The 25,376-nt window shown below is 42.7% G+C and carries 25 protein-coding genes and 2 pseudogenes; 17 read left to right on the forward strand and 10 right to left on the reverse strand.

The window, feature by feature from the left end:
- Nucleotides 1-201 precede the first annotated feature (201 nt).
- The 4 genes and pseudogenes from ACYRY3_RS25975 to ctpC all read left to right on the forward strand — a co-directional run bounded on the left by ACYRY3_RS25975 (nt 202) and on the right by ctpC (nt 6,423).
- The gene (locus tag ACYRY3_RS25975) at nt 202-1,086 is read left to right on the forward strand and encodes an SGNH/GDSL hydrolase family protein (protein ID WP_460204635.1); all 885 of its coding nucleotides are present in this window, start codon (nt 202-204) and stop codon (nt 1,084-1,086) included.
- Nucleotides 1,087-2,493: 1,407 nt separating this feature from the next.
- Nucleotides 2,494-3,702 carry a 4-hydroxy-3-methylbut-2-enyl diphosphate reductase gene (locus ACYRY3_RS25980; protein ID WP_460204517.1) on the forward strand — a complete coding sequence of 403 codons (1,209 nt, stop codon included), beginning with the start codon at nt 2,494-2,496 and terminating at the stop codon, nt 3,700-3,702.
- Nucleotides 3,703-4,094: 392 nt separating this feature from the next.
- Nucleotides 4,095-4,985: pseudogene (ispG, locus tag ACYRY3_RS25985) on the forward strand ((E)-4-hydroxy-3-methylbut-2-enyl-diphosphate synthase); the annotation flags it as partial.
- A gap of 154 nt (nt 4,986-5,139) precedes the next feature.
- A complete protein-coding gene (ctpC, locus tag ACYRY3_RS25990) occupies nt 5,140-6,423 on the forward strand; it encodes a carboxyl-terminal processing protease CtpC (protein WP_460204518.1) in 1,284 nt (427 codons plus the stop codon).
- 93 nt (nt 6,424-6,516) lie between these two features.
- On the opposite strand, the gene ACYRY3_RS25995 is transcribed toward ctpC, so the two are convergent.
- Both ACYRY3_RS25995 and ACYRY3_RS26000 read right to left on the reverse strand, forming a co-directional pair.
- The gene (locus tag ACYRY3_RS25995; protein ID WP_460204519.1) at nt 6,517-6,705 is read right to left on the reverse strand and encodes a DDE transposase family protein; all 189 of its coding nucleotides are present in this window, start codon (nt 6,703-6,705) and stop codon (nt 6,517-6,519) included.
- Between the two features lie 40 nt (nt 6,706-6,745).
- Entirely contained in the window at nt 6,746-8,122 is a 1,377-nt protein-coding gene (locus tag ACYRY3_RS26000) for a GH1 family beta-glucosidase (protein WP_460204520.1), read from the reverse strand.
- A gap of 137 nt (nt 8,123-8,259) precedes the next feature.
- On the opposite strand from ACYRY3_RS26000, the gene ACYRY3_RS26005 reads away from it, so the two are divergent.
- The 5 genes from ACYRY3_RS26005 to rdgB all read left to right on the forward strand — a co-directional run bounded on the left by ACYRY3_RS26005 (nt 8,260) and on the right by rdgB (nt 12,641).
- Entirely contained in the window at nt 8,260-8,466 is a 207-nt protein-coding gene (locus tag ACYRY3_RS26005) for a hypothetical protein (RefSeq protein WP_460204521.1), read from the forward strand.
- Nucleotides 8,467-8,799: 333 nt separating this feature from the next.
- A complete protein-coding gene (locus ACYRY3_RS26010) occupies nt 8,800-8,967 on the forward strand; it encodes a hypothetical protein (RefSeq protein ID WP_460204522.1) in 168 nt (55 codons plus the stop codon).
- A gap of 317 nt (nt 8,968-9,284) precedes the next feature.
- On the forward strand, nt 9,285-10,232 hold the full coding sequence (gene pip, locus ACYRY3_RS26015; RefSeq protein WP_460204523.1) for a prolyl aminopeptidase: 948 nt from the start codon (nt 9,285-9,287) through the stop codon (nt 10,230-10,232).
- Nucleotides 10,233-10,522: 290 nt separating this feature from the next.
- Complete coding sequence (locus ACYRY3_RS26020; protein WP_460204524.1) at nt 10,523-11,959, forward strand: phosphoglucomutase/phosphomannomutase family protein; 1,437 nt, start codon at nt 10,523-10,525, stop codon at nt 11,957-11,959.
- 100 nt (nt 11,960-12,059) lie between these two features.
- Entirely contained in the window at nt 12,060-12,641 is a 582-nt protein-coding gene (rdgB, locus tag ACYRY3_RS26025) for an RdgB/HAM1 family non-canonical purine NTP pyrophosphatase (protein ID WP_460204525.1), read from the forward strand.
- 108 nt (nt 12,642-12,749) lie between these two features.
- Here the strand turns inward: rdgB and ACYRY3_RS26030 are convergent, their stop codons facing one another.
- The 4 genes from ACYRY3_RS26030 to ACYRY3_RS26045 form a co-directional block, all read right to left on the reverse strand.
- The gene (locus tag ACYRY3_RS26030; RefSeq protein WP_017317688.1) at nt 12,750-13,088 is read right to left on the reverse strand and encodes a P-II family nitrogen regulator; all 339 of its coding nucleotides are present in this window, start codon (nt 13,086-13,088) and stop codon (nt 12,750-12,752) included.
- Nucleotides 13,089-13,231: 143 nt separating this feature from the next.
- The gene (locus ACYRY3_RS26035; protein WP_460204526.1) at nt 13,232-13,792 is read right to left on the reverse strand and encodes a prefoldin domain-containing protein; all 561 of its coding nucleotides are present in this window, start codon (nt 13,790-13,792) and stop codon (nt 13,232-13,234) included.
- A 291-nt stretch (nt 13,793-14,083) separates the two neighbouring features.
- Complete coding sequence (gene thiD, locus ACYRY3_RS26040; protein ID WP_460204527.1) at nt 14,084-14,911, reverse strand: bifunctional hydroxymethylpyrimidine kinase/phosphomethylpyrimidine kinase; 828 nt, start codon at nt 14,909-14,911, stop codon at nt 14,084-14,086.
- A 45-nt stretch (nt 14,912-14,956) separates the two neighbouring features.
- Nucleotides 14,957-15,370 (reverse strand): hypothetical protein, encoded by a 414-nt coding sequence (locus tag ACYRY3_RS26045; RefSeq protein WP_460204528.1) that lies wholly within the window; start codon nt 15,368-15,370, stop codon nt 14,957-14,959.
- Between the two features lie 119 nt (nt 15,371-15,489).
- Between ACYRY3_RS26045 and ACYRY3_RS26050 the strand changes: the two genes are divergently transcribed.
- A complete protein-coding gene (locus ACYRY3_RS26050; RefSeq protein ID WP_460204529.1) occupies nt 15,490-17,319 on the forward strand; it encodes a DUF5942 domain-containing protein in 1,830 nt (609 codons plus the stop codon).
- 82 nt (nt 17,320-17,401) lie between these two features.
- Complete coding sequence (locus ACYRY3_RS26055) at nt 17,402-17,635, forward strand: hypothetical protein (protein WP_460204530.1); 234 nt, start codon at nt 17,402-17,404, stop codon at nt 17,633-17,635.
- Here the strand turns inward: ACYRY3_RS26055 and ACYRY3_RS26060 are convergent.
- Nucleotides 17,622-17,948, reverse strand: a complete 327-nt coding sequence (locus ACYRY3_RS26060; RefSeq protein ID WP_460204531.1) for a thioredoxin domain-containing protein — start codon at nt 17,946-17,948, stop codon at nt 17,622-17,624. The two genes, ACYRY3_RS26055 and ACYRY3_RS26060, sit on opposite strands and share 14 nt — an antisense overlap.
- 1,021 nt (nt 17,949-18,969) lie before the next feature.
- Between ACYRY3_RS26060 and ACYRY3_RS26065 the strand changes: the two genes are divergently transcribed.
- The 4 genes and pseudogenes from ACYRY3_RS26065 to ACYRY3_RS26080 form a co-directional block, all read left to right on the forward strand.
- A complete protein-coding gene (locus ACYRY3_RS26065; protein WP_460204532.1) occupies nt 18,970-20,286 on the forward strand; it encodes a hypothetical protein in 1,317 nt (438 codons plus the stop codon).
- A 268-nt stretch (nt 20,287-20,554) separates the two neighbouring features.
- Complete coding sequence (locus tag ACYRY3_RS26070; protein ID WP_460204533.1) at nt 20,555-20,857, forward strand: protealysin inhibitor emfourin; 303 nt, start codon at nt 20,555-20,557, stop codon at nt 20,855-20,857.
- A gap of 319 nt (nt 20,858-21,176) precedes the next feature.
- A complete protein-coding gene (locus ACYRY3_RS26075; RefSeq protein ID WP_460204534.1) occupies nt 21,177-21,821 on the forward strand; it encodes a hypothetical protein in 645 nt (214 codons plus the stop codon).
- Nucleotides 21,772-22,008, forward strand: a pseudogene (locus ACYRY3_RS26080) (dihydroxy-acid dehydratase); the annotation flags it as partial. The gene ACYRY3_RS26075 and the pseudogene ACYRY3_RS26080, both read left to right, overlap by 50 nt.
- Nucleotides 22,009-22,075: 67 nt before the next feature.
- Here the strand turns inward: ACYRY3_RS26080 and ACYRY3_RS26085 are convergent.
- From ACYRY3_RS26085 to ACYRY3_RS26095, 3 genes are all read right to left on the reverse strand, one after another.
- On the reverse strand, nt 22,076-22,294 hold the full coding sequence (locus ACYRY3_RS26085) for a hypothetical protein (protein ID WP_460204535.1): 219 nt from the start codon (nt 22,292-22,294) through the stop codon (nt 22,076-22,078).
- Between the two features lie 263 nt (nt 22,295-22,557).
- Nucleotides 22,558-23,250 carry a serine/threonine protein kinase gene (locus tag ACYRY3_RS26090; protein ID WP_460204636.1) on the reverse strand — a complete coding sequence of 231 codons (693 nt, stop codon included), beginning with the start codon at nt 23,248-23,250 and terminating at the stop codon, nt 22,558-22,560.
- 524 nt (nt 23,251-23,774) lie between these two features.
- On the reverse strand, nt 23,775-24,530 hold the full coding sequence (locus ACYRY3_RS26095) for a PEP-CTERM sorting domain-containing protein (protein WP_460204536.1): 756 nt from the start codon (nt 24,528-24,530) through the stop codon (nt 23,775-23,777).
- A gap of 281 nt (nt 24,531-24,811) precedes the next feature.
- Here ACYRY3_RS26095 and ACYRY3_RS26100 point away from each other — a divergent pair, with 281 nt between their 5' ends.
- Nucleotides 24,812-25,036, forward strand: a complete 225-nt coding sequence (locus ACYRY3_RS26100) for a ribbon-helix-helix domain-containing protein (RefSeq protein ID WP_460204537.1) — start codon at nt 24,812-24,814, stop codon at nt 25,034-25,036.
- Nucleotides 25,023-25,367 carry a type II toxin-antitoxin system PemK/MazF family toxin gene (locus tag ACYRY3_RS26105; RefSeq protein WP_460204538.1) on the forward strand — a complete coding sequence of 115 codons (345 nt, stop codon included), beginning with the start codon at nt 25,023-25,025 and terminating at the stop codon, nt 25,365-25,367. The genes ACYRY3_RS26100 and ACYRY3_RS26105 overlap by 14 nt, the downstream gene beginning before the upstream one ends.
- The last annotated feature ends 9 nt before the right edge of the window (nt 25,368-25,376 follow it).

Here is a 25,376-nt window from a genome sequence, read left to right on the forward strand (position 1 = left end):
CGTTTATTAGTAAAAGTTTTAGATGCATTTACATTTTGTAACGTATTTTTATTTATTAATGACGACTTACTTAATATTGTAAAACCTGTGACAAAATATCTCGTTTCAAAAAGATTCGACATTAACTTTAAGATACAATGTGGGCTGATTTTAGGAATTCAGTTAAAATCTGAGTCAAAAATTTACTGTATTAAGCTAGTCGTGAACACTCCTGCAAAAACCTTTCCTATTTGGGCATTTCTCTCTTTGACAACCAATGTCCTTCTGATACTAGCACTCGCCCTGTTGATTGCCCGACAGCAGGAATTGACAGCGTTGTTTGGGGCATTCACCAAACCCACTTCCATCAACCCAAACAATCAACCCCAAGCCCAAGCTGCCGTACCCAACTTGGGACCACGCCACAAGCTCAGCTATCAGCAATGGGTGGACATTCTCCAGAAAGAAGCTAAAGTCGCTGCCGAAAAAAAACCTGAAAGTTTAACCATACTAGCGGGAGATTCTCTCAGTCTGTGGTTTCCTTCTGAGTTACTACCTCAAGACAGAAATTGGCTGAATCAAGGAATTTCTGGAGAAACTAGCACTGGATTATTAAAAAGATTGGAAATATTTAACTCCACTCAACCAGAAACAATTTTTGTCATGATTGGTATCAATGACTTAATTCGGGGGGTCAGCGATGAGACAATTTTAGACAATCAGCAACAAATTGTACGCTACCTAGTTTCCAATCACCCAAAGGCGCAAATTGTTGTCCAGTCAATTTTGCCACATGGAGTCGAGCAAGTGACTTGGGAAGGGCGAGAAAAACTGCTAGCTATACCTAACAGTCGCATCCTCAAATTAAATCGGCAACTAGAAGACATAGCCAAAAAAGAAGGCGTAAGATATTTAGATTTATATCCTTTGTTTGCCAACAAGCAAGGTAATATGCGTCCCGAACTCAGTACAGATGGGTTACACCTCAACTCCCAAGGATACTTAGTTTGGAGGTCTGCGCTACAGTTGTACAGTCAAATTGAGTTGAACAAAAATAGTTTCGCACAGTCTCCAGATTTAGATACTAAAAAAGCGTCTGCGTTTTAGATGGGAATAGGAAACCCAGCATAAAAGAACACAATTCGGTAGAAATTTCTTAACATTCTGTTGATGTATCCTATGCGATCTCCTCGGAGAGCAGAAGCGAAGCTATCGCCCTACGTCAAGTCGCTTCGCTCCAATTCGTAATTCATGAACTTTTAATTACGAATTATGAATTATTCGGTTGCCCTGCATTTCACTGAATTTGGGCAAGCAGATTAAAAATTAACTTTATTAAGACAAATTAGTATTAAAAATCAATTACTCCTTTTCCGCTCTAAAATTAACAATTTTTGTAGCACTGCCCACCACTTGCAATTTTGCACCATAGACCTACCTTACTTTTCACGGGATCTGGAAAACCTCACTTCCATTCCTCTCTCCTGCTTTTGAGAGGCTTTGAATTCTCCCCCTTCCCTTGTAGGTAAGGGGGTTGGGAGGTTAGATAAGAGCGTTGATTTTTCCAAATGGCGTGAAAAGTCAGATAGACCTACCAACTCTAATTCAGATTTTTGTAGCCCGCCCTACTCTAATAAAGAGCGAACGGTGGGCACTGCCTACCCTACGCTTGATGAAGGAAATGTTGAAACATCAAATTAAGGTTTCAAATAAATGTTATGAATTAACTTTATTAAGACAAAATTAGTATTAAGAATAAATTAAACAACTAGATATAGCAGATTGCAACGCGGAGGAGGTACAGATTGTTGTAAGGGCGAACCGTTTGAACCTACGGGTATACTTCATTTACCTGAAATGTGCTGTAATAGAGCTACATTGTGAATCTTGAAAAAATCTAGCCCTAATTTTATCTAGTACACATCAGCGCAAATAAGGTTATTATTGTAAATCGTTGTAAAGCTTGCAGAATAAGCCTGTTAATTTCATCTTTTAACCTTCATATTCCAGCCTTTGTGTACTAGTACTTAACGATCGCAATAAAAGCTCTCCAGTATTTAAAAAGCTAACATCAAAGGAGAAGTTGTGACCGCAGGAAACAATAAATCTTTTAAGAATTGGTTACTATTAATGGTTAGCCTTGTACTTGTTGCGGCATTGTTCACCCAAATTCTTGAAAGAGACAAATGCTATATTAGCGAGACTCAATGCAACTATAATAAAATACAAGAAGATGACAGAGTTGTCTGGTAAATAAGCAGGTGATAACAAATCTGCCTGCTTTCTCCAAACTTACTGCTCCTCTTGTGAACTGGGCTTCCGAAGTGTAGAACGATTCCTATAACTCCCAAGGAAACGAGCAAACCCCCGTTCCCCACCCCAAATTATCTTTTTAGTTTTTAAATGTGCCAACTGCGCTCAACATTTTTGCTCCAACCCATTGCCAGAAGATGAAGCGTGTCGTAATGTCAATTGCAAGGGAAAATAAAAAATGGCACTTTAAGAGAAAAACCAATGGATACCAAAGCTTTTAAACGTTCTCTACAGCATTCAGAAAACTACCATCGTAAAGGATTTGGTCACCAAGCAGAAGTCGCGACGCAGTTGGAGTCAGAATATCAAAGCCCATTGATTCAAGAACTTCGGAACAATAACTATACCTTGTCTCGCGGTGATGTTACTATCCATCTAGCTCAAGCGTTTGGTTTTTGTTGGGGTGTGGAACGCGCTGTAGCAATGGCTTATGAAACTCGCAAGCACTTTCCTAACGAACAGATTTGGATTACCAATGAAATCATTCACAATCCCTCGGTGAATCAACGGATGCAGGAAATGGAAGTAGAGCATATTCCTGTGGAAGGAGGCAAAAAAGATTTTTCTGTCGTTGGTTCTGGAGATGTTGTGATCCTACCAGCCTTTGGAGCCAGCGTTCAAGAAATGCAAATTTTAAACGAAAAAGGTTGCAAAATTGTCGATACAACCTGTCCTTGGGTAGCTAAAGTTTGGAATACAGTTGAAAAGCATAAAAAAGGAGAGTATACCTCTATTATTCACGGTAAGTACAAGCACGAAGAAACAGTGGCAACCAGTTCTTTTGCTGGCAAATATCTGATTGTGCTGAATATGAAAGAAGCTGAGTATGTATCTAACTACATTCTCAATGGTGGAAACCGCGAAGAATTTTTAGCAAAATTTAGTAAAGCTTGTTCCTCTGGTTTTGACCCCGATAAAGATTTAGAACGAGTTGGTATTGCTAACCAAACCACAATGCTTAAAACTGAAACCGAGCAAATTGGGAAACTGTTTGAGCATACTATGATGAAAAAATATGGACCAACTGAGTTAAATAAGCACTTCCAAAACTTCAACACAATTTGTGATGCTACCCAAGAACGTCAAGATGCTATGTTGGACTTAGTAGAGCGGAAGCTTGATTTAATGATTGTTATTGGTGGATTTAATTCATCAAATACCACACAATTGCAACAGATAGCAATTCAACGGGGGCTAGCCTCTTATCATATTGATAGTGGGGCGCGGCTGCTATCAGGAAACAGAATTGAGCATCGAGAATTAAGTGGACAGTTGACAATCACAGAAAACTGGTTACCAGAGGGCGAAATAGTTGTAGGAATTACCTCTGGTGCCTCTACGCCAGATAAAGTGGTAGAAGATGTGATTGAAAAGATTTTCGAGTTGAAAGCAACAGCAGCAGTAGTGTAACCGCTTTACAATATAGCGCTTCTCACTGGAATCCAATACAGTGATATTAAGACGTTGTAGGGGCGTTAGCGTAGCTTGCCGACAGGCATACGGTTGTTCGCACTGCTATGTGTATTGCACCCAACTAAAAACCGCTATAATTCGTAATTCGTAGTTGTACTTTTAATTACGAATTACGTTCGCATTCGCGAAGCGTGTGCGTCAGCTATCCCTACAGTTGACAGCATCACTAAGCTTTATGAAAGAATGATGTAGGAATCCAGTTTAATTATTGAAAAAATCTAAGTATTTGTAGGGTGGGCACTGCCCACCAAATCTAAGTTGTGGTGGGCAGTGAGTGCCCAATGCCACTCCTCTCAACGCGGGAAACCCGCGCACGAGGGTGGCTCCCCATGAAAATTGCCTTGGAAGTTGCCAAACATATAGAGAAGGTACGGATTAATCCAGGGTTGTATGTTTTTGAAAAGCCAAACCCCAGCAGAACGGAGTACACTCAGGCAGAATTTGACGAAATTGGGGAAAAAATTCGGGAAACTCTGGAGCCATTGGTCATTTCGTTGCGAGATCAAGGCAAAGCAATGCGAATCGGAGTGAATCATGGTTCTCTTGCTGAAAGGATGCTGTTCACTTATGGCGATACTCCAGAAGGTATGGTGCAATCAGCCATAGAATTTATTCGCATTTGTGAATCTTTGGACTTTCACAACATTGTCATTTCCATGAAAGCCTCACGGGTGCCAGTGATGGTGGCGGCTTACCGCCTCATAGCACAGCGGATGGATGAACTGGGTATGGATTATCCCCTTCATTTGGGTGTAACTGAAGCAGGTGATGGTGAATACGGACGAATCAAATCGACAGCTGGTATTGCTACACTACTGGCTGATGGTATTGGCGATACGATTCGCGTCTCTCTAACAGAAGCGCCAGAAAAAGAAAGTCCCGTCTGCTATAGTATTCTGCAAGCTTTGGGATTGCGGAAGACAATGGTGGAATACGTTGCTTGTCCTTCCTGCGGACGTACATTGTTTAATTTAGAAGAAGTTTTGCATAAAGTACGGGAAGCTACCAAACATTTAACCGGATTGGACATAGCGGTTATGGGTTGTATTGTCAACGGACCCGGAGAAATGGCTGATGCTGACTACGGCTACGTTGGTAAAACCCCCGGTTATATTTCTCTCTATCGAGGTAGAGAAGAAATCAAAAAAGTGCCAGAAGATAAGGGAGTGGAAGAATTAATTAACTTGATTAAGGCTGATGGACGCTGGGTAGATCCTTAAAGTTTTCAACAAGTTTTGTACCGGCAACCACCTAGGTCGCCGGATTACAAAGGATTTTTTAGAAATAAGCAAATATGTTCATTCTGTACAGTGGAACCCTGTGTTAGATTGGGCATACTGAATATTAAAATTTCCGTCTGGCGCAGCTGTCATTATGGTGATTACAAGAAGTGAGCTTGTTTTGGGAGCTACGGCGGTGACATTAGCTACAATCGCAGTCACTAGCCTGGGCATTCACTCGCAGGGACAGGCTTTATTTAAAGAAAGTCCAAAGGAATTAGTAGACGAAGTTTGGCAAATTATTCAACGCCAATATGTAGACGGTACTTTCAATCAAGTAGATTGGCAGGCTGTTCGTAAAGAGTATCTCAACAAGTCATATACCAATAAGCAGGAAGCTTATAAGTCCATCCGGGAAATGCTTAAGAAGCTTGATGACCCCTACACCCGATTTATGGACCCGGAGGAATTCAAGAATATGCAGGTGGATACCTCTGGTGAACTCACCGGGATTGGTATCCAAATTGGTATGGATGAGAAAACCAAAAAATTGACTGTCATTGCGCCAATTGAGGATACACCAGCTGCTAAGGCTGGTGTTTTAGCAAAAGACATTATCACCAAAATTAATGGAAAAAGTACAGAGGGCATGGATACCAATGAAGCAGTATCCTTGATCCGAGGTGAACCAGGAACGTCAGTTAACCTGACAATTTTACGGAACGGTCAATCAAAAGAGTTTAGAATTACACGGGCTAAAATTGAAATTCATCCTGTGGAGTTTTCGACCAAGCAGTCTCCAGTAGGTAATATTGGTTACATCCGTCTGAAGCAGTTTAGTGCTAACGCCGCTAAGGAAATGCAACAGGCAATTAGGAGTTTAGAAAATAAACAAGTAGCTGGGTATATTGTAGATTTGCGAAATAATCCAGGCGGCTTGCTCTTCTCCAGCGTCGAAATTGCCCGGATGTGGTTAAATAATGGCACCATCGTCTCTACTAAGGATCGTTTTGCAGAAGTAGAACGAGAAGTCGCAAATGGGCGTGCTTTAACCAATAAGCCATTGGTGATTCTGGTAGACAAAGGTTCGGCAAGTGCTAGTGAAATTCTCTCAGGAGCTTTGCAAGATAATAAGCGTGCTGTTCTAGTTGGCAGTCAAACCTTTGGTAAGGGCTTGGTACAATCTGTTCGTCCTCTAGACGATGGTTCGGGAATAGCAGTCACAATTGCGAAGTACTTTACCCCCAATGGTAAAGATATTAATAAAGCGGGAATTCACCCAGATGTAGTCGTAGATTTAACTGATAAACAGCGACAGGAATTGTGGCTTGGCGAACGCGAAAAGGTTGGTACCTTACAAGACCTACAATTTGCTAAAGCAGTGGAGGTTTTGGGCAAGCAAATTGCTCAACAGGGTAATCCCAGGGCAGGAAGGTAACACACTGAGAAGTAAGTTATCGTGAAAGTCCCCACTCTTGGCACAAGCAGGGTGGGGATATTTTGGCGAGGATGGGGCTGAAATTTTAATGAGTTAGATGGGTTGGCATTTGCCAGCTCTAATAAGTCCTACACGACGTGCGATCGCTTCCCCTTGAGAGGCAAACGGACCCCATCGCTCAATGATTTCTGGATTGTTTTCCTCTGCCGCTTGATTGTGGGGGATAATTTCGCAATTACCAACAGGACGCTTGACTATATACCAACTTTGTGCATCATTCATGCCTGTTTCATTCAACCCGTACAAAACAAATTTTACCGCTTTAAACAACTCTACTTTGACGGATACACTCGGCGTACCATTCAAAACTAGCTTTAGGAATGCGTTGCTGCGTGTTGTAATCTACATACACAATCCCAAAACGTCGGTCGTACCCCCAAGCCCACTCAAAGTTATCCATCAAGCTCCACAAAAAATACCCTTTTAAAGGATATCCTTCACTCACTGCTCTATGAGCAGATTTAAGGTACTGTCGCAGGTACATAATCCGGTCAGTGTCAATTACTTCACCGCGATCGTTCACTTCATCTTGCGCCGCACAGCCATTCTCAGTAATATACACGCAAAGGTCTTGTCGCCCCAATGTTTCACTGATATGACGGATACCCCAATAGATACTCTCAGGCACAATATTTAACCAAGGCATATGCATTCGCGGATAACCTTTGGGTAAATCCAGAAATTCGTAACCTAGTTTATTCTCGGCAGCACGAACATAGGTGCCACTGTAGATGTTTAAACCAAGAGCATCAAGGGGTTGATGAATCGTTTCTAAATCCCCTGGCTGAATATCTGGGGCTTCTTGTCCCAAGAGATCGAGCATTGCTGGACTGTACGCACCAGTTAAGGCGGGGAAAATAATACCGCCATTGACCCAATTGGTATGGAATGCGTTCTTTGCGGCTGTAATGTTATCGGGAGACTCGTTAATCGGAACTGTTACCGCGATGTTATCAACCAAAGCAATCTCACAGGGAACGGGTGAGGCTTCCCGAATAGCTTGACACCCCAATCCATGAGCTAGTAAGGCGTGGTGAGAAGTTTGCCAGACTTCTTTTTTACGCGTGACTACCTTACCTGGTGCATGGGCAGGTTCCAGCCCTACGTCATAACTTAAATGAGTAAAGCAGGAAATTTCGTTGAGGGTCATCCAATGAGTAATGCGCGATCCCAAGCGCGTGACAACTGCCCTAACATAATCAGCATAATCATATGCCATTTGGCGATTTTGCCAGGAACCGTACAAATCCTCCAGTGTTTGAGGGCTATCCCAGTGAAATAGGGTGGCGTGAGGGGTAATACCATGCTCGTGCAAGCAATCTACCAAACGCTTGTAAAAATCGACACCCTCTTCATTTATGGTGCCACGACCATCAGGAATAATACGAGTCCAGGCAATGCTAAAGCGATAGTGTTTGATGCCCAATTTTGCCATGAGTTCCACATCTGCTTCGTAGCGATGGTAGTGGTCGCAGGCTACGGCACCAGTATCACCATTCAGCACTTTTCCTGGTGTAGCACTGAAGGTGTCCCAAATACTGGCTTTGCGTCCCCCTTCTCCCGATGCTCCTTCAATTTGATAGGCGGCTGTGGCAGCACCCCAAAAAAAATTGTCTGGAAATTCATAAAAATTCATCATTGCTGTATCCTAGGAGAGTTTTTAAAGTTTTAGTAAGGAATAAAAGCCTTCCAAAAGAGGTATTGTGAAGATTTGTTAAAAAAGTCGAAACTTATCACATGAAAAGTTGTAGTCATCTAACTACATGGGTTGGGAGTATGATGCTAATTCGCGAGGTCGTTCAACAAGTCATAACAACTGGATATCTTACCGTTGCTGCGGAAGAACAGTTGCGAAAACTTTTGCAAACAAAGTATGACGTCGAAGATTTCGACGCTTTCATGACTTTACAAGAAGCAGCAAGTTTAGGAAGAATTCGGCAAGAGTCCCGTGAGTTAATGCTTTGCAGTCAGCAGGTACCATAGCCGAGGAAGTTGGTTGTGCGGTGCGAATACCCAATGCCTGTCCTTTAAGGACTTAGCGCATTGCCTAAATGGACAATTCCTGTGTTGTTGTCAGACAAGCGCAAAAGTAACGATTACAAAGCGCAATTATGTCACTCAATCAAATGTAGTTCTTCAACGCGACTCTCCAAACGGGTTGCCAAATCTATTTCTATATTTTTTCCGGAGATTACTTTAGATAGAGTGATAACTGATGGAAATATGGGAATACTGATTAACGTTCAGGCATTAATGACCAGTTTATTGATGCGATAAAAGCCCTAAACCGAAATCAGCAACACATAGGTAAATATTATGACAACCACACAAACTAACCCAAACAAACAAGAACAAAAATCTTCTAAGAAGAGACAAAAATCTTTCTCTTACACAGATATTGGTACTCCTCTAAGACCTGTACGTCCACGTCAAACAAAGCAGCAAGAGTGCGAACAACTCAGTGACTGGAACCACGCAAGCTAGTACAAAAAGGTTGAAGTACCAAGGCATTTGGATGAAAGTAACAGGCTTATACTGCAAGCTTTACAACGATTTCCAAGGGTAGCCTTATTTGTGCCGGCGTTTGCTGGTCACATCCTTTGTAGATGTCATCTAACGTTATGCAGATCCCTTTCGCACAGCATTTTCTAAAGCGCGATCGCCTGCTCAAAAAATAACTCCATCTACCTCACAGGCTACCATATAGGCAGTGAAATAAATTTCATGAGAGAAATTTAATTTTATAATTGCTAGTACAAGACCACCTAATAAGGTGCCACAGAAACGGTAAAATAAGGTTCATGAGAGAACTTTACCCACCCATTGAACCTTACAAAGAAAGTAAACTAAAGGTTTCCGACCTTCATACCATTCATTTTGAGGAATGTGGTAACCCGCAAGGCAAGCCAATTGTTTTACTGCATGGAGGACCGGGCGGTGGCTGTCCTCCCTTTTATCGCCAGTACTTCAATCCCGAAAAATGGCGTCTTATCATGTTCGACCAACGGGGTTGCGGTCAAAGCATACCTCACGCTGAACTGCGGGAAAACACAACTTGGGAATTAGTCACTGACATTGAAAAGCTGCGAAAGCATTTAGGGATAGAACAGTGGGTGGTGTTTGGTGGAAGTTGGGGAAGCACCCTAGCATTAGCTTACAGCCAGACCCATCCTTCTCAATGTAAGGGGCTAATTCTACGTGGCATATTTATGCTCAGGCAAAAAGAATTGCAATGGTTTTATCAAGAAGGGGCTAGCTATATTTTTCCCGATGCTTGGGAAGAGTATTTAAAACCAATTCCACCAGATGAACGAGATGATTTACTCAAAGCCTATTACAAACGCTTGACCAGTCCGGATTTACATACTCGGTTAGAAGCTGCCCGTGCTTGGTCAATTTGGGAAGCTAGTACAAGTCGATTGTTCCCAGATACACAACTGATGGCAAAGTTTGGCGAAAATGTTTTTGCAGAGGCGTTTGCACGAATTGAGTGCCATTACTTTGTCAACAAAGGGTTTTTTGAAACAGACGATCGCTTGTTATCAAATGTTGACCGTATTCGCCACATCCCCAGTGCCATCGTTCAAGGGCGTTATGATGTTGTGTGCCCAATGATATCGGCTTGGGAATTACATCGTGCATGGCCGGAAGCTGAATTTATTGTTATTCCTGATGCGGGTCATTCCATGTCCGAACCGGGAATTCGCAGTGCCTTAATTGAGGCTACAGATAAGTTCGCACAGTTGTAAGTAGGTTGTTATAAATAAAGCTGTAGGGTGCGTTAGGAAAAGTTGGCTACACACAATACCCCCTAACCTTCTTACAGAAGGATACTGGGCGAGCTAAATTTGTTGCAGGGATGAAGAGAATGGATGTTATTTAAGGTTTTCTTTATAAATCAATTCTCATTGGAACAAGTTTGCTATATTGTGTGTCATGGCAATCTAAGTCATTATACTGAAGTAGTAAATGTACTTATTTATTACCGGGTGCCCTATGTAAATACTACAATCCTCAGTTAGGAAGTTGGGATACCTCAATGGGAGTTGCAACTAGCTCAATCAAGTTTGGGACAGATGGTTGGCGGGGCGTGATTGGCGATGAGTTCACTTTTGAACGTGTAGCCCTGGTTGCGCCAATTGCCGCAAAAGTATTATTCGATACATATGGAAAAAAAGTAGGCAGCCGTACAATCGTGGTGGGACATGACCGACGGTTTATGGCAGAAGATTTTGCCCGTAAAGTCGCTGATGTTGTCTCGGCTGCTGGGTTTGATGTCCTGCTGACAGATACTTATGCTCCAACCCCAGCTTTTAGTTGGGCAGCGAAACAGCAAAATGCTTTGGGGGCATTGGTTATTACAGCCAGTCATAATCCCGGAAAATACTCAGGCTTAAAAGTCAAAAGCGCATTTGGTGGCTCAGTACCACCAGAAGTGACTCAACAAATAGAAGCACTTTTAACTCAAGAACTGCCACCTGTCTCAACTCCAGGCAAGATAGAACTGTTTAACCCCTGGCATAGTTACTGTGAGATCCTCAAAACTAAAGTCAATATCGAGGGCATTCGTGATGTTATATCTACAGGCAAACTCACAGTGTTCGTTGACGTTATGCACGGTGCCGCCGCAGGTGGGTTGGCAATGCTGCTTGGGAATGAGGTAAAAGAAATTAACAGCAATCGCGATCCCCTTTTTGAGGGGGGTGCGCCAGAACCTCTGCCCAAATACCTGTCCAAGTTGTTTGAGGTGATGGGTTATCATCGAGATACCCACAATGCTGGTTTAACAGTGGGTTTGGTGTTTGATGGAGACAGCGATCGCATTGCTGCCGTAGACGGAAATGTGAACTTTCTAAGTTCGCAAGTATTAATACCTATACTAATCGACCATTTGACCCTACGACGTGACTTTAAGGGTGAAATCGTCAAAACCGTAAGTGGATCTGATTTAATGCCTCGCGTAGCGGCAATGCACAATTTGTCGGTATTTGAAACACCTGTAGGTTATAAATATATAGCTGATAGAATGTTAGAAACACAGGTGTTGCTAGGTGGAGAAGAGTCAGGAGGAATTGGCTATGGCAGTCACATTCCCGAACGAGATGCTCTCCTATCAGCATTATACGTACTGGAAGCAGTTGTTGAATCAGGGCTGGATTTAGGTGACTATTACTCGCTGTTGCAACAACAAACTGGGTTCACATCCGCATATGACCGTATTGACTTACCTCTATCTAGCATGGAAGTGCGATCGCGTCTTCTGCAACAACTGCAAACCCAACCTCTAAAAGAAATTGCGGGAAAATCAGTCATCGATTGCCAAACAATAGACGGTTACAAATTCCGCTTAGAAGATAACAGTTGGCTAATGATTCGTTTTAGCGGGACCGAACCAGTTTTACGCCTGTACTGTGAAGCCCCCACACTGGAGCAAGTTCACCAAACTCTAGCTTGGGCAAAAGATTGGGCAGAATAGTCAAGAGTCAGAAGTCAATAGTTTAAAGTCTAAAATCTAGTTTTTTTACAATTGACTATTGACTGTTAACTCATAACTATTAACTAATGACTAATGACTAATGACTAAATTACTTGTTGTTGCTACAGGAAATCCAGGTAAGTTACGCGAGATGCAAGCTTACCTGGCTGATACTGGTTGGGAATTAATACTTAAACCCCAAGAATTGGAAGTAGAAGAAACGGGAAAAACTTTTGCCGCCAATGCTTGCTTAAAAGCATCTCAAGTTGCAAAAGCCACGGGAAACTGGGCGATAGCTGATGATTCTGGCTTGCAAGTGGATGCTTTAAATGGTGCCCCTGGAGTATATTCTGCTCGTTATGGCACAACCGATCGCGATCGCATTGCCAGACTATTAAGAGAATTGGGCGATACACCAAATCGGCAAGCTCAATTTGTTTGTGCAATAGCACTCGCCCGTCCGGATGGAACTATTGCTATACAAACAGAAGGTGTTTGTCGCGGCGAAATTCTCTATGAACCTCGTGGTAGTGGGGGATTTGGATACGACCCAGTTTTTTACGTTAAAGAAAAGCAATTGACCTACGCAGAGATGACCTCAGAGTCGAAGCGTTTGGTGAGCCATCGGGGCAAAGCGTTTGATGCTTTCCTGGAAAAGTTACCTTCTTTGACTGAGAAATAGTGAATTGTTAGTTGTTAGTTGTTAGTTATTAGTTATTAGATGTTAGTTGAATTTTCAACGCACCACTAACTACTAACCACTAACCACTAACCACTAACCACTAACTAACTAAACTGCCTCTGTATTCTTTTCGCCAGTACGAATTCGTACAACTTGTTCAACTGGGGAGATGAAAATTTTGCCATCACCGATTTCGCCTGTACGGGCAGCGGCAATGATTTTGTCTACGACCATGTCAACCTGACTATCTTCAACAACAATTTCCACTTTCAGTTTCTGCAAAAACTCAACAGTGTACTCAGAACCGCGATAGCGTTCAGTTTGACCCTTTTGGCGTCCAAAACCGCGAACCTCAGAAACGGTCATACCAACTATACCGGCATTTACCAAAGCAATTTTCACTTCATCTAGCTTAAAGGGACGGATAATAGCCTCTACTTTTTTCATTTTTATTTCCTGACTTGTACGTTTTCTATCTAAGCAGATTCTCTGACTATCACGCTCAATTTTTATTTGTTTGTAGCTTATTTAACACAAAATAAACATTAATAGCGTTGTTCCGCAAACTTCATAAAAGAGAGTGATTTGACCTAACGACTGTGTTGTTCTAGTAAGGGACGCACAATTAAATAGCCTGCGCCAAAACCCATAACAATAATGAACAAGATAGCTACTACGAACCACCATCTGTGAAGTTGTGAGGGTTCTGGTTCATCTTGTAAATAATAGCTTGCTTCCTGCTCTTCTAGATAGACTGGTTGTGAAATAGGGGTCTCAATTTCCATGTCACCAGTCACTACAACTGGGCGGGGGCGGGAAACTGGCTTTTTAGGCGATGCAGTGGCTGGTCTTTTTGTTTGCGGTTGAAAATTGTAAGATGGAGGGGCTTGGCGATCGCTAACTGTTGTCCGAGCATCGATCACCTTTTGCAGATGCAAAATAGACTCAACCGCTTTAGATATTTCCTGCCGCAGTAGCTGATTCTCTTGCACAAGTTGTTGATTTTGGGCAGCAAGAGTATTCAGTTTTGCCTGAACAGCTTGCAACTCACACGCTAAGTCCCGATATACAGAAAGTGGTACGGAGGGGGAGTAGCTTTGAGTGGTTGCACTTGATGTTGTGTTATGAATAGAACCTGTTGTTGTTCGCATTGGTGGGTAAATATCACAATTTAATGTAATTAAACAACAAGAGACCGCGATCGAACATACTCAGTTTCTCAACTCAGCACAGGATTAATGGAATATGTTTTTGTTACTAAGCTCTGCTTGTAAGTAAGTCGGCGTAAATAAACACAAATATGTTACCAAATGTAAATGCATTGGAAACTTTTACTAATGAACGCCACTTGCTACAACGGGGAAAACCCCTGCAACGCAGTAACTCCCAATGACAAATGACTAAGGGCGACCCTGACCAGTTAGTTTTTTCTTACCCACCTACTAGTCGTTAGCTGTTAAAAGTGGAAAAAAGTGCCCTACAGGACCTTGACCTTTGCCAATTGCTAGAGAGTACGAAAGTGCTGCAGTCACATATTCCTTTGCTTGTCGTACTGCTGTTATGAGGTCGTTCCCCAAGGCGAGATTAGCTGCAATAGCTGCTGAGAGAGTACAACCAGTACCGTGGGTGTTTTTTGTATCAACATATTTGGTCGAGAGAGTTTCCATCTTATGACCATCGAACCAAATATCAACACCGCGCACACTTCCTTGCATACCTCCACCTTTTACTAAAACAACCTTTGCTCCTGCACTTTGGTGTATGATATGAGCAGCCACCCTCATGTCCTCTAGAGAGTGAATCGGTAAACCACTCAAAATTTGAGCTTCATATCGATTTGGCGTCACAAGAATTGCTTTAGGAATCAAAACATCGCGGAGAGTCTTGACAGCGTCATCATCAAGTAATTGTGCCCCTGTACGGGATACCATAACTGGGTCAACAACTAGATTGGGAATTTGTAAAACTTCTACCTGTTGAGCCACAGCCGCAATGATTTCCTTACTGAGCAGCATCCCCGTTTTTGCTGCTTGCACGCCAATATCATCGCATACGGCATTCATTTGTGCCACAACAGCCTCTGGTGGTATTGCCTCAACATAGTTCACACCCAGCGTATTTTGTGCAGTAACGCAGGTGATAGCACTTGTACCGTGGACACGGTGAAAGGCAAAGGTGCGTAAATCGGCTTGAATACCCGCGCCGCCACCACTATCGGAACCAGCGATAGTTAAAGCAACGGGTACCGTAAAAACTGTTTGAGTACTCATAAAGAGGAAGGAATAGCGATCGGTGACTAGTAGTCAAAAATACCACTAACTACTAACTAACGACTGTAAATATTTACCCCACTCTGCTGCTAAAGGAATCTCTGTAAAGGGAACCCTGACTGATTGACCGGGGTCAGAAAAAAGAAATTCCAACTCAATAGTACGACCTTTTTCTGGTAGCTTGTTAGTATCTACTGGTTTGTCATCTATTAAAAGGCATACTCTTTTAACATCAAGCAAAGAAAATGTTTGTAGCTGGATTGGACCTTTTGGGGTGGGCTTACCCCAAGTTATTTGGGAATTTTTTTGACCCAAAACTGCATAGATGTCGTACTTAGCTTTTTCAAATTGCTCTGCCCAAGCACGATAAGCTTCTATTTTTTGATACTCCTTCGAGCCTTGCCAAGCTAACCAGAAGAATACAACTAATAGGGGTAACCACAGAAGACCACGTTCCATTTTTTGAAAACTTACTGAGGTTTACTTAAGGATTGTAATTTTAGTGCAAAATACACCAACGGAGGGCTAGTTTGAGTTATGTTAGTGAGCAAACTGGCAAAAAGCGGTAATCGGTTGAGATGAGAAAGCTTATAATCTTTAGCTTATTTATCATTGGGTTGAGTGTTGCCCTGTTTAGTTTTCAGGGGTTAGCAGCCAATGGTGAATTTGAGACGATCTTGTTAAATTTCCGAGAGGATATCCCTAAGGAAATCTTGCAAAAAGACTTGCAAGTACTTGCCCAACAGTACCACGTCACGCCCCAATTTGATAATAAATTTTCTGAGAAAGAGAATGTTTATATCATCAAGGGCAATAAAGAGCTGTTAAAGGCACTGCGAAAGTCTCCACTTGCCAAAGCAGTGGAATTTATTGAGCCTAATTATATCTATAAAATTCCAACACCCGCTGAATCCGCGTCACAGGGAGAATTCTTACAGCCCGAAAGCACAAATAATAAAGCGCTTGCTTTGGGACCTAACGACCCAATGTACAGCAAGCAGTGGAATTTGCACAATATTAATATTGAGGGTGCGTGGAGAGAAAATAAAGGGAATGGCATTACGGTTGCAGTTATTGACACCGGTGTCACTCGCGTACCCGATTTAGCTGAAACACAATTTGTCCCTGGATACGATTTTGTCAATGATAAAGTAGAAGCGGATGACGATAACGGACATGGTACCCATGTTGCCGGTACGATCGCCCAATCTACTAACAATGGCTATGGCGTCGCTGGAATTGCATATGAAGCTAAACTGATGCCTTTAAAGGTTCTCAGTGCATATGGTGGCGGAACTGTTGCCGATATTGCTGAAGCCATTAAATTTGCTGCCGATAACGGTGCAGACGTTATCAACATGAGCTTGGGCGGTGGCGGTGAAAGCCAATTAATGAAGGATGCCATTGAATACGCCTATAGAAAAGGTGTCGCGATTGTTGCTGCTGCTGGTAATGAAAATGAAAATTCTGCTGCCTACCCAGCCCGCTATCCCCATGTTATCGGCGTTTCTGCAATAGGTTCAGATGGCGAGAAAGCCCCATATTCCAACTATGGTGCTGGAGTGGATATTTCAGCGCCTGGTGGTAGTGATGCTGGGAAGATTTTGCAAGAAACTATCGATCCAGATAATGACGGTGTCCCCACCTTTAAGGCATATCAAGGAACAAGCATGGCATCCCCTCACGTTGCGGGCGTTGCTGCACTTGTGAAAGCTGCTGGTGTGAAAGACCCAGATCGAGTTCTAGAAGTTCTCCAGCAGTCAGTAAGAACTATTGAGGATGATAGTTTAAACTACTATGGCGCGGGACACCTAAATGCTGAAGCCGCTGTGAAACGTGCTAGCCAAGGACAAATCAGTTTTCAAGATTTCTTCCGTTGGTTGCGGGATAACGGCTACCTCAACCCCCGCTTCTGGATTGACGGCGGTGCTGTGGCGCTATTACCCAAGATTTTGATGGTTCTTGGTTCTTATCTCCTAGCTTGGTTTTTACGAGTTTACTTCCCATTCACTTGGGGTTGGTCTTTATCCTTTGGTCTGATTGCTGGTAGTTCCGGATTATTCCCCCTCAAAGGATTCTATATCTTTGACCTGCCACAGTGGCCTTTCCGCTTATTAGGAAGTTCAATTCCTGAATTGGGCAATAGCCTTCAAGGAACAAATGCTCTTAACCCAGTGTTTGCCAGTGTGCTGATTCCCCTTGTTCTGATAGCTTCACTGTTAGGACATCGAGATTGGAAGTGGTTTGCAATTGGTTCTTCGATAGGTGTAGCAGCTTGTTTGGCAGTGAGTGCAGTGTTAGACCCAGCAGTTTGGGGGCTGGGTAGTGGCACTGTTGCTCGCATTTTCCTCATCGTTAACGCCTTACTGTGTTTTGGTTTGGCACGGTTGGCTGTTAAAACTACCTAAAGTTAGTGGTTAGTAGTTAGCAGTTAGTAGTATTCTTCTAACTACTAATTACTAACCACCGATCGCTAACCACTAATCACTTATGAGCATTACAGTTACAGGCACTATTGAACGTCGTGACATTGGTACTGGCGCTTGGGCATTAGTCACTGATGAGGGTGTGACTTATGAAATCCTCAGAGGTGCCGACAAAAGTTTACTGAAACAAGGACAAAAAGTAAAAGTTACAGGACAGGTTCGCGAAGATATCATGACCATTGCGATGATCGGTCCCGTCCTAGAAGTAAAATCCTTTGAAGTGATTAATTCTGATTAGGTGCTGCTGAATCTAGAACGTTTTGCAAACGAGTTCTGAACTCTCCTTTGGGATGACCGCCTTTTACCTCACCCACAATCTGAAAATCTCCTTCTGGAGAATCGCAGACAATATAGGTAGGCCATCCCATTTCTGATTTATCAGGGTACTGAGTTAGCAAAATTTTACGATACTTGCGGTAAGTAGCTGTATCCTGCATCTTTACACTAATAAACTGCAGACCTAGTTCCTCAGCTACTTTCTGGTCGTAGAACGACATCTTGTGACATATGCCACAGTCTTCAGAAGAAAACTTAATAACAGCTAAAGTCATCTAAAAACCTCCGGGAGTGTGGAAACCGTGTGTCTTTAAACCATTGAGGAAACACGACACGAAACCGCAACTCTCTCACTACTAGTGTAAACAAGCTCTAAATACAAAAAGTAAGATACCAAAATAGAAAGTCGAGAACTCTAAAGAAATTGTTAAGAATTTTAAGTGGTTTGGCACTTACAAATCACTATTGAGGGATTTGCAAGTCATAAATTGTTGCTTTTATGGCACGGGGAACACTGAAGGATACTTAAAATCAATATAGCACTCCCAAATCATTCTTGAAAAATCTCTAAGTAACGTAGATCGGCAGTGCCCACCGTTGTTCAATTGTGTGGCATAGCCCTACCTACCTACGTTTCAAAAATCAAATATGATTCCTAATATCTTCTTAGCTTGAATAAATAGTCCGGAAAATTTACAAAAAATTTTGGTAATTTTGCCGAGTTTTATGTCAAAAATAGTAAATACACCCCAAAAGCTGATAGCTTGCCAGGGGAGTCAGCGATCGGAGCGCAATTTACCACTACTAAGTTCTGAGCTTAACTAGGGCTATCCGGATATATAGAAAAAATAACGTGCTTTTTGTATCTTCAGAAAGAAAAACTCAAGAAGCTGATAGCTAGCCAGAGGAGCCAGTTATTAGAGCGCAATCTACTACTATGTTTTTAGCTTAACCAGGGTTATCCGGAAGGGAAGTCAAAATTCAGGTGCTATTTATCGCATGAAAAAAAAAGACCCCTAGGCAGCTAAAAGCCAACCAGGGGAGTCAGTTATCAGGGTGCATCTACCACTACTATGTTCTATTAGTAACTAGTACAAGTGGGCGTAAATAAGGCAACCGTTGTAAATCGCTCCAAAGCTTACAGTGTAAGCCTTTTAATTTCATACTTTATCCTTCATACTTCAGCCTTTCTGTACTAGTCGATTGGAATTTATCAGCTACGTATTTACACCTTAAACCCAAAGGTGTGGGTCGTAGTATTTTGTAACCAAATTTACCATCTCAAGGAGAATGACTATGGCAGCTAAATCTGAAACTAAATCAACAGCATCTAAAGCTGAAGAGTTCCACAAGGTGGTTGCTGAAAAGGGATATGTGCGTGCCGTGGCAGAACAAATGGTGGAACTACCTCCACAATTAGACCCGCCTATTTTAGGTTCGCGTATGCGGATTTGGAAGCAAGACCCTTCCGTGAAAGGTATTGAAGTGCCAAGAACTGTTTACATTCACACCCAAGTCAACGATGGTCCGAGTGACTCCCAAATTATTATTCAAGGTATTGATTCTGTTGCTGCGGATATCAATCGAGATTTTTTATTGAATCCTGATGGAAACGCGGCGGCTTTTGACGCGGTGCATACCTATACCATCGTCCGCCAAGTACTGACAATGTACCAGCGAGTATTGAACAAAAAGCTGGATTGGCAATGGAGTACAGATAACAACAAAGAAACAATCAAGGTTTATCCCCATGCTGGAGAGGCGCAGAATGCTTTTTACGACCGTCGGGAAAAAGCTTTAAAATTCTTCTATTTCACTCCCCCCAGAGACTCAGGGTTAACATCGAAAGTTTTTACTTGCCGCTCAATAGACATTGTCGCTCACGAAACTGGACACGCAATCCTAGACTCATTAAAACCTGATTGGATCTTATGGAATGCGCCAGCACAAACAGGAGGGCTGCATGAGTCATTCGGCGATTTGACCTCCATTTTCTTGATTCTGTCTCAAATGGATTTGGTCGAGTATATTGTGGCTGAGACAAAAGCGGATTTACATCAAAAAAATATAGTGGCAGCCCTGGCTGAAGAATTTGGACTAGCTTTTAAACTGAATAATGGGTTACGAAATGCGGATAATGACCTGAAACTCAGCGATGTGACTTCCGCGGTGCATGATGTGTCTCAGGTATTTACAGGAGGAGTTTTCGACACGTTGGCAGATTTATTCACCTCACGCAGAGATCCGCGTGTGCGAGATAGCGCCGAAGTTCTCTACCAAACTGGCAAATACATGGCTGGACTCGTGCTACGTGCTATCATTCAGTCACCTGATACTAATGCTACCTTTGCGGATGTAGCTAATGCCATGATTGAAATTGCCAAGGCAGACGGAGAGGAAGATTGCGCGAAGTTTGTGCAGAAGCACTTTGAGTTTCGGGAAGTTTTGGGACCAAAAACTTTTGCCGACTCTATTGATTTGTCTCACTTTGGTATGTATGCCAGTCGCCGTTGCTCTTGCGGAACGATGCAGCACCCACAATATAGGTCAAAAGCTCCTGACTTAAATGGAAAAACGCCCGCGAGTCGCAATAGATCGGAAAACCGCGCTTAGGCTGAAGGTTAACGTGGGTTTCGGGTTGGTTGCTACTTACAGGCGGAATATATCCCAAGCAATTTTATATTTTCTCTGAAGCAATAAAATTGCCTTGCACCTTCAAGAGGATGGCAAGAAACAAGGATAAAGTATGAAATATGAAGTGTATAGATGCCCTCTAAGGGTCTTGCTGAAAGGTCATATGAAGCATTTATCTTTATATCTTTTATCTTTCATTCTTCTTCTTTTTCTTACTTATCAGCCAATTAGTGAGGTTCACCCAACCATGAAAGTCAAGTTTTCTCAGTCAGGAGGATACGCAAACTTGAGAAGGGGTTGCGAGCTGGATACAGACTTGCTCCCCTCTGACGAAGCCGCTAAGTTACAATCATTGGTGGAACAAAGCGACATTCTCCAAACTCAAAGTAGTCACACGCCCCACGCTCGCGATTTATTTAACTACAACATCACCGTTGAGACTAATGAGGGCGCTCCCACTGTTTCATTTGATGACCTGAGCGTACCTGAAAATGCACAACCTCTGCTTAATTATCTCCAAAGTTGCGCCAAGCCACTTCCACTAAGGTAATGGAGTATCTGGGATGGGGATAAATCAATTAAAAATGCAAAATTTAAAATTTTTAATTTTTTAGCCCCTAGTTGCTTTGTAAAAAAGAACAGGGAAGGGGAACGGGGAACGTCGGATGGTCTATGGTGTGGGCTTTAAACCCACAGATGGTGCAAACCACTGATTGATAAGTACCGCACCAATTCAGTGGGGGACTGAACCCTCTGATTTTATCTAGAACGAACCAGGAAACAGGGAGGAACAACCTGTTTCCTTGTTCAAATTCAGTATTAACACTATTGATTCCCTGACTTCACTGTATAACAAGGAAAATGAATTTATGAATATACCGCGTGACTCTCAAAGTCAAGGCTTTGAAAAAACACGTCAAGGAATGCGTGCTTTCTCGAGATTTGGCGACATACCTAGTCTTGATACCAAGGGAACACGCGCACTTGAGGCATGGTTTCTCGGACCGAAAGCGGAAAATGCTGATGAACTGGAACGCCTAGTAGTAGAAGCAATTCGAGACCAAGCATTTTGGAGAAGAAACTTTCATCCCGGCGATCCAACTCATATCAGTGAGGAAATTAAGCGCTCGCCCGAATATTTACAGGCGATGGATGCTCTTAAAGAAGGTTATGCTTCATTGCTAGCATTTCTCAAGAAGTCCGTGCCATTCTTCAGTATGCGCTATCAAGGGCACATGAACTGGGATTTGACGATTCCAGGTATCCTCGGCTACTTTGCAGCGATGCTATACAATCCCAATAACGTTGCTTTTGAAGGGTCAACAGCAACAACGATTCTGGAAATACTTGTGGGAGACGACCTCTGCAAGATGCTGGGATACAGCATCCCTATGGAAGCAGAGATTGATAATGGGGCGATTAGACCTTGGGGACATATCACCTGTGATGGCACGGTGGCTAACATCCGAAGCCGCCGTTGGTGGTGCGATCGCTTTGGTGGAAGAAGGAGATAGCATCACTATTGATGCTCATGCTCGATTGTTACAAATCAACATTTCGGATGCAGAATTAGCCAGTCGCCGCGCCAAATGGCAACCCCGTCCACCCCGTTATACAAAAGGCATCTTAGCAAAATATGCTCAGTTAGTTTCCTCTAGCAGTGTTGGTGCTGTCACAGACTTAGATTTATTCGATAAGTAGGGAATAAGGATGAAGGATGAAATACCAAGCAATTTTTCATCCTTTACCCTTTATCCTTCATACTTTTTTAACGTGTTCCGGTTCCGGTTGGTGCGATTGGTCCTTTGATCGATACAGGGGGAGTATAACCATCTTGTTGTTTTCTGCCAACACCTCTGCTTTTTGGTTTTTTGGGTTTGGTTTTGGGGTTTGTTTGTGATGCTGTCGGAGTCTTGGCAACAGTTGGCACTACAAAATAGGTTGCATTAATGCTTAATGCAAACAGTATCATTACGAGAATTTTCATAAATTTGAATGTGTCTGGATAAAGGCAATTACCTACGGTTTTTGCAGGTGGAGGGGGTAATTGCTTTTTGATTCATAAGACAGCGACCCATTCAAATCATTGCTTAAATTTCTTTAAATTTCTGTTGATAGCGTTACAAATTCCGCCCACGGCAGATACAATTACTGAAAAGTTGTCATTTTCAGTAAACTGTGCTCATCCAAGTTGTGTTCGATGAGAAAATTCTTTGAATGAACCGCAGAAGAGACAGAGATCTGTCAACCTTAGCGATGCCGACGCTTTCGGGGTTTGCGTACCTGAAACAAGGGTGAAATTAAGCGGCGTAAAAGGCGATAACTCTTGCGGACAATATCCAGAACAGAGTAGGGCACCCGTATCCGCAGCGGGCAGAGTATGGGACGATACAACCAGTAGTACGCTCGCTTCAGGTCATCCCATTTTGAACAAGTTTCCTCTTGAAGAAAGTCTGAAACATCTACAACCAACCCCCTGCCTTCTAACATCATCACATTGCGTCCGTGAACGTCATGGGGGTAGAGACCACGTTCACGGGCATACTCCAGGGCTTTGTCAATATCTCGTATAACCTTAACTGGAATCGGAAGACCAAGGTGCATACAGTCGTAGAGAGTAACACCGTAAAGACGCTTTAGGATTAAGAAGTCTTCCCCAGCATAAAAACACTCGGAGAAAGCAGGGTGAGAACCCAGCCGCCGATAAACCTCTACCTCCTCCTCAAAACCAGGTCGTCCCGGCGCATAAATCTTGACCACCTGTTTCGGATAGTCAGGGTGATAAACCACAGCAGCATAGTTCCCCGCCCCAAGAACCTTCCAGGGGTCGGGTACATAGTGAACTTTCACAGGGTTATGGGGATCGACACTCTCTATCTGTAATCGAGGGAGAAGCTCTTTGCGGACACTCTCGATTAACTGCTTCAACAGCGTTCCATCCATACTGGTTTTTATAACGGGATTGGGATAGCCCTGCGATAGTGGTTCTTCATTATTAATCATTGGGGTTCCTCGGTAGAGGCTTATTCTGGGATATATCTTAGGTTGATATCTACATTTCCTGTAATTATGTTTCCCAATTAAACCAGTAAATTTCATCAATATGTTATCTAGATAAATAAGGTTTTTTAAGTTAGTTGTCAATATGTTAAGAGCAACCAAATTAAACGTAAAATTCTGGTTGTCAAATCTCTGCAGAGATTCATTCAATACTTGTGGAAAAAATCCCCACCCCCCCTTAACGGCACTCCCCCCAAGGTCTCGGGGAGAATAGGGGCAGGGTAAATTCGAGAATTATATGTCAATACAATTCCAGTCAAATTTATGTATAAATCAATACTTGTGTAGGAACCAAGCATGGCTAGTCTCTACATTTTTTCCTGATAAGGGTTTTGGTCTTATCTGAACCGTATTGAATTGTAAGTAAATAAAAGAGAAACGCGATCTGCCACTATGCTGTAGCGAAGCTATCGCAACGTGTCAAAGTCCTTTGTGTTAACAGTTAAACTTGAACCGAGTAAGCCGAGTAGACCCAGGAAACTCAATGGGTAACTAGGTTCGGAAACGGTTTGAATAGTGGGAGCTTGGCGAATGGTAAAGGACTGATAAAAATTGTTTCCATCAAGATCGTCGGGAACATCAACAGAAAACGTGAAAGTGACCGATTCACCGGGAGCAACTGAACCTCCACTCCAGCTAAGATTGAAAGACCCATCCTGAGTGAGTTGAGTAAACTTGGAAGAAGTAGGTTTTGGGTCAGCGTTTGAGGAGTTTGAGTCGAAACTGGGAATTGCAAAGCCAGGGGGAACAAGAATTAACTCAGGCGAGCCGAAGTTATCATTCACTCCAAAGCCAATTCTAAAGTTAAAGCCATTCCAGGTAGAGTCAGTATTATTTACAATTGTTTGGGTAAAGAAATATTCTGTTGTTCCTCCTGATGATTCAACAAAGAGTTGAGTGTCAACCGGCTCTGTAGTTTGAAAAGTTACAGGGGTACAAGATAAACCGGGGAAGTTAGGGATTTGATTTTGACTTGCATCTGTGCTGTTGTCGTTATTAATAAATGGAGTCGCAACGGGAGTTTGAACTTGCGAACACAACACATCGCCAAGACCCATTCCCGTAGGTGGACTTATGCTGGTAATAGTGCGAGCTTCCGAGACTCCGGTAAAGCATAGAGAAATAGCCAAGGTAGTTCCGAGGATTTTACTTACTTGTTTCATGGGATCCTAGTTTGATTGAATAATTCACAACGCCTACAGCCTGTTAGCGGCTATGCTTTAGTATTGTATTTTTAATCACCTCAAAATATTTTATATTGAATATGCTATGGTCATAGGCGATCGCGTGGGTACTGAGTTCAGTTTCTTAGCGAAAGAATCCCTAACTATATTGCTTGCAATTAGTTGGGGTGCGTTCAATGACCGCTTTCCCGATCGCAATACCCTAGATAGTGTTATACTACTTTTTGGTAAGAAAACTTTTCCTACTAGAAGTAGCGACCATGCAAGTAGAAAAAATATCGGTGTCGTTGCCAGCTTCCTTAGTTAAATTTGTGGAGGATTATAAATCTCTACATCAAAAGAAGAGCCGCTCAGAGGTGATAGAGGAAGCAGTAAAGTTGTTGAGAGAGCAAGAGCTAGAAAAGGCTTATAGGGAGGCAAATCAAGAGATAGATGAAACTTGGGATACAGTCGTCGCCGACGGACTGACAGATGAAACGTGGTGAAATATACTACGCCAATCTCAGTCCAGCAGTGGGTTCGGAGACTGATAAGCGCCGCCCAGTCTTGATAGTCAGCAATGATATTAATAACCGCAATGCTACCGTAGTAACTGTTGTACCTCTGACATCAAACGTTATTCGTGTATATCCTTTTGAGGTTTTAGTTGCTCCGGAAGATAGTGGATTACCAAAGCCATCTAAGGTACAGGCTCAACAAATTAGAACTATTTCTAAACAGCGCATTGAAGGTGAGGCAGTGGGACAGCTTTCTGATGAATTAATGCAGCGAGTGGGAGATGCTATAAAACTCCATCTTGCTATGGAGAATAGCTGATGCAACCAA

Source organism: Scytonema sp. NUACC21, from assembly GCF_054684315.1.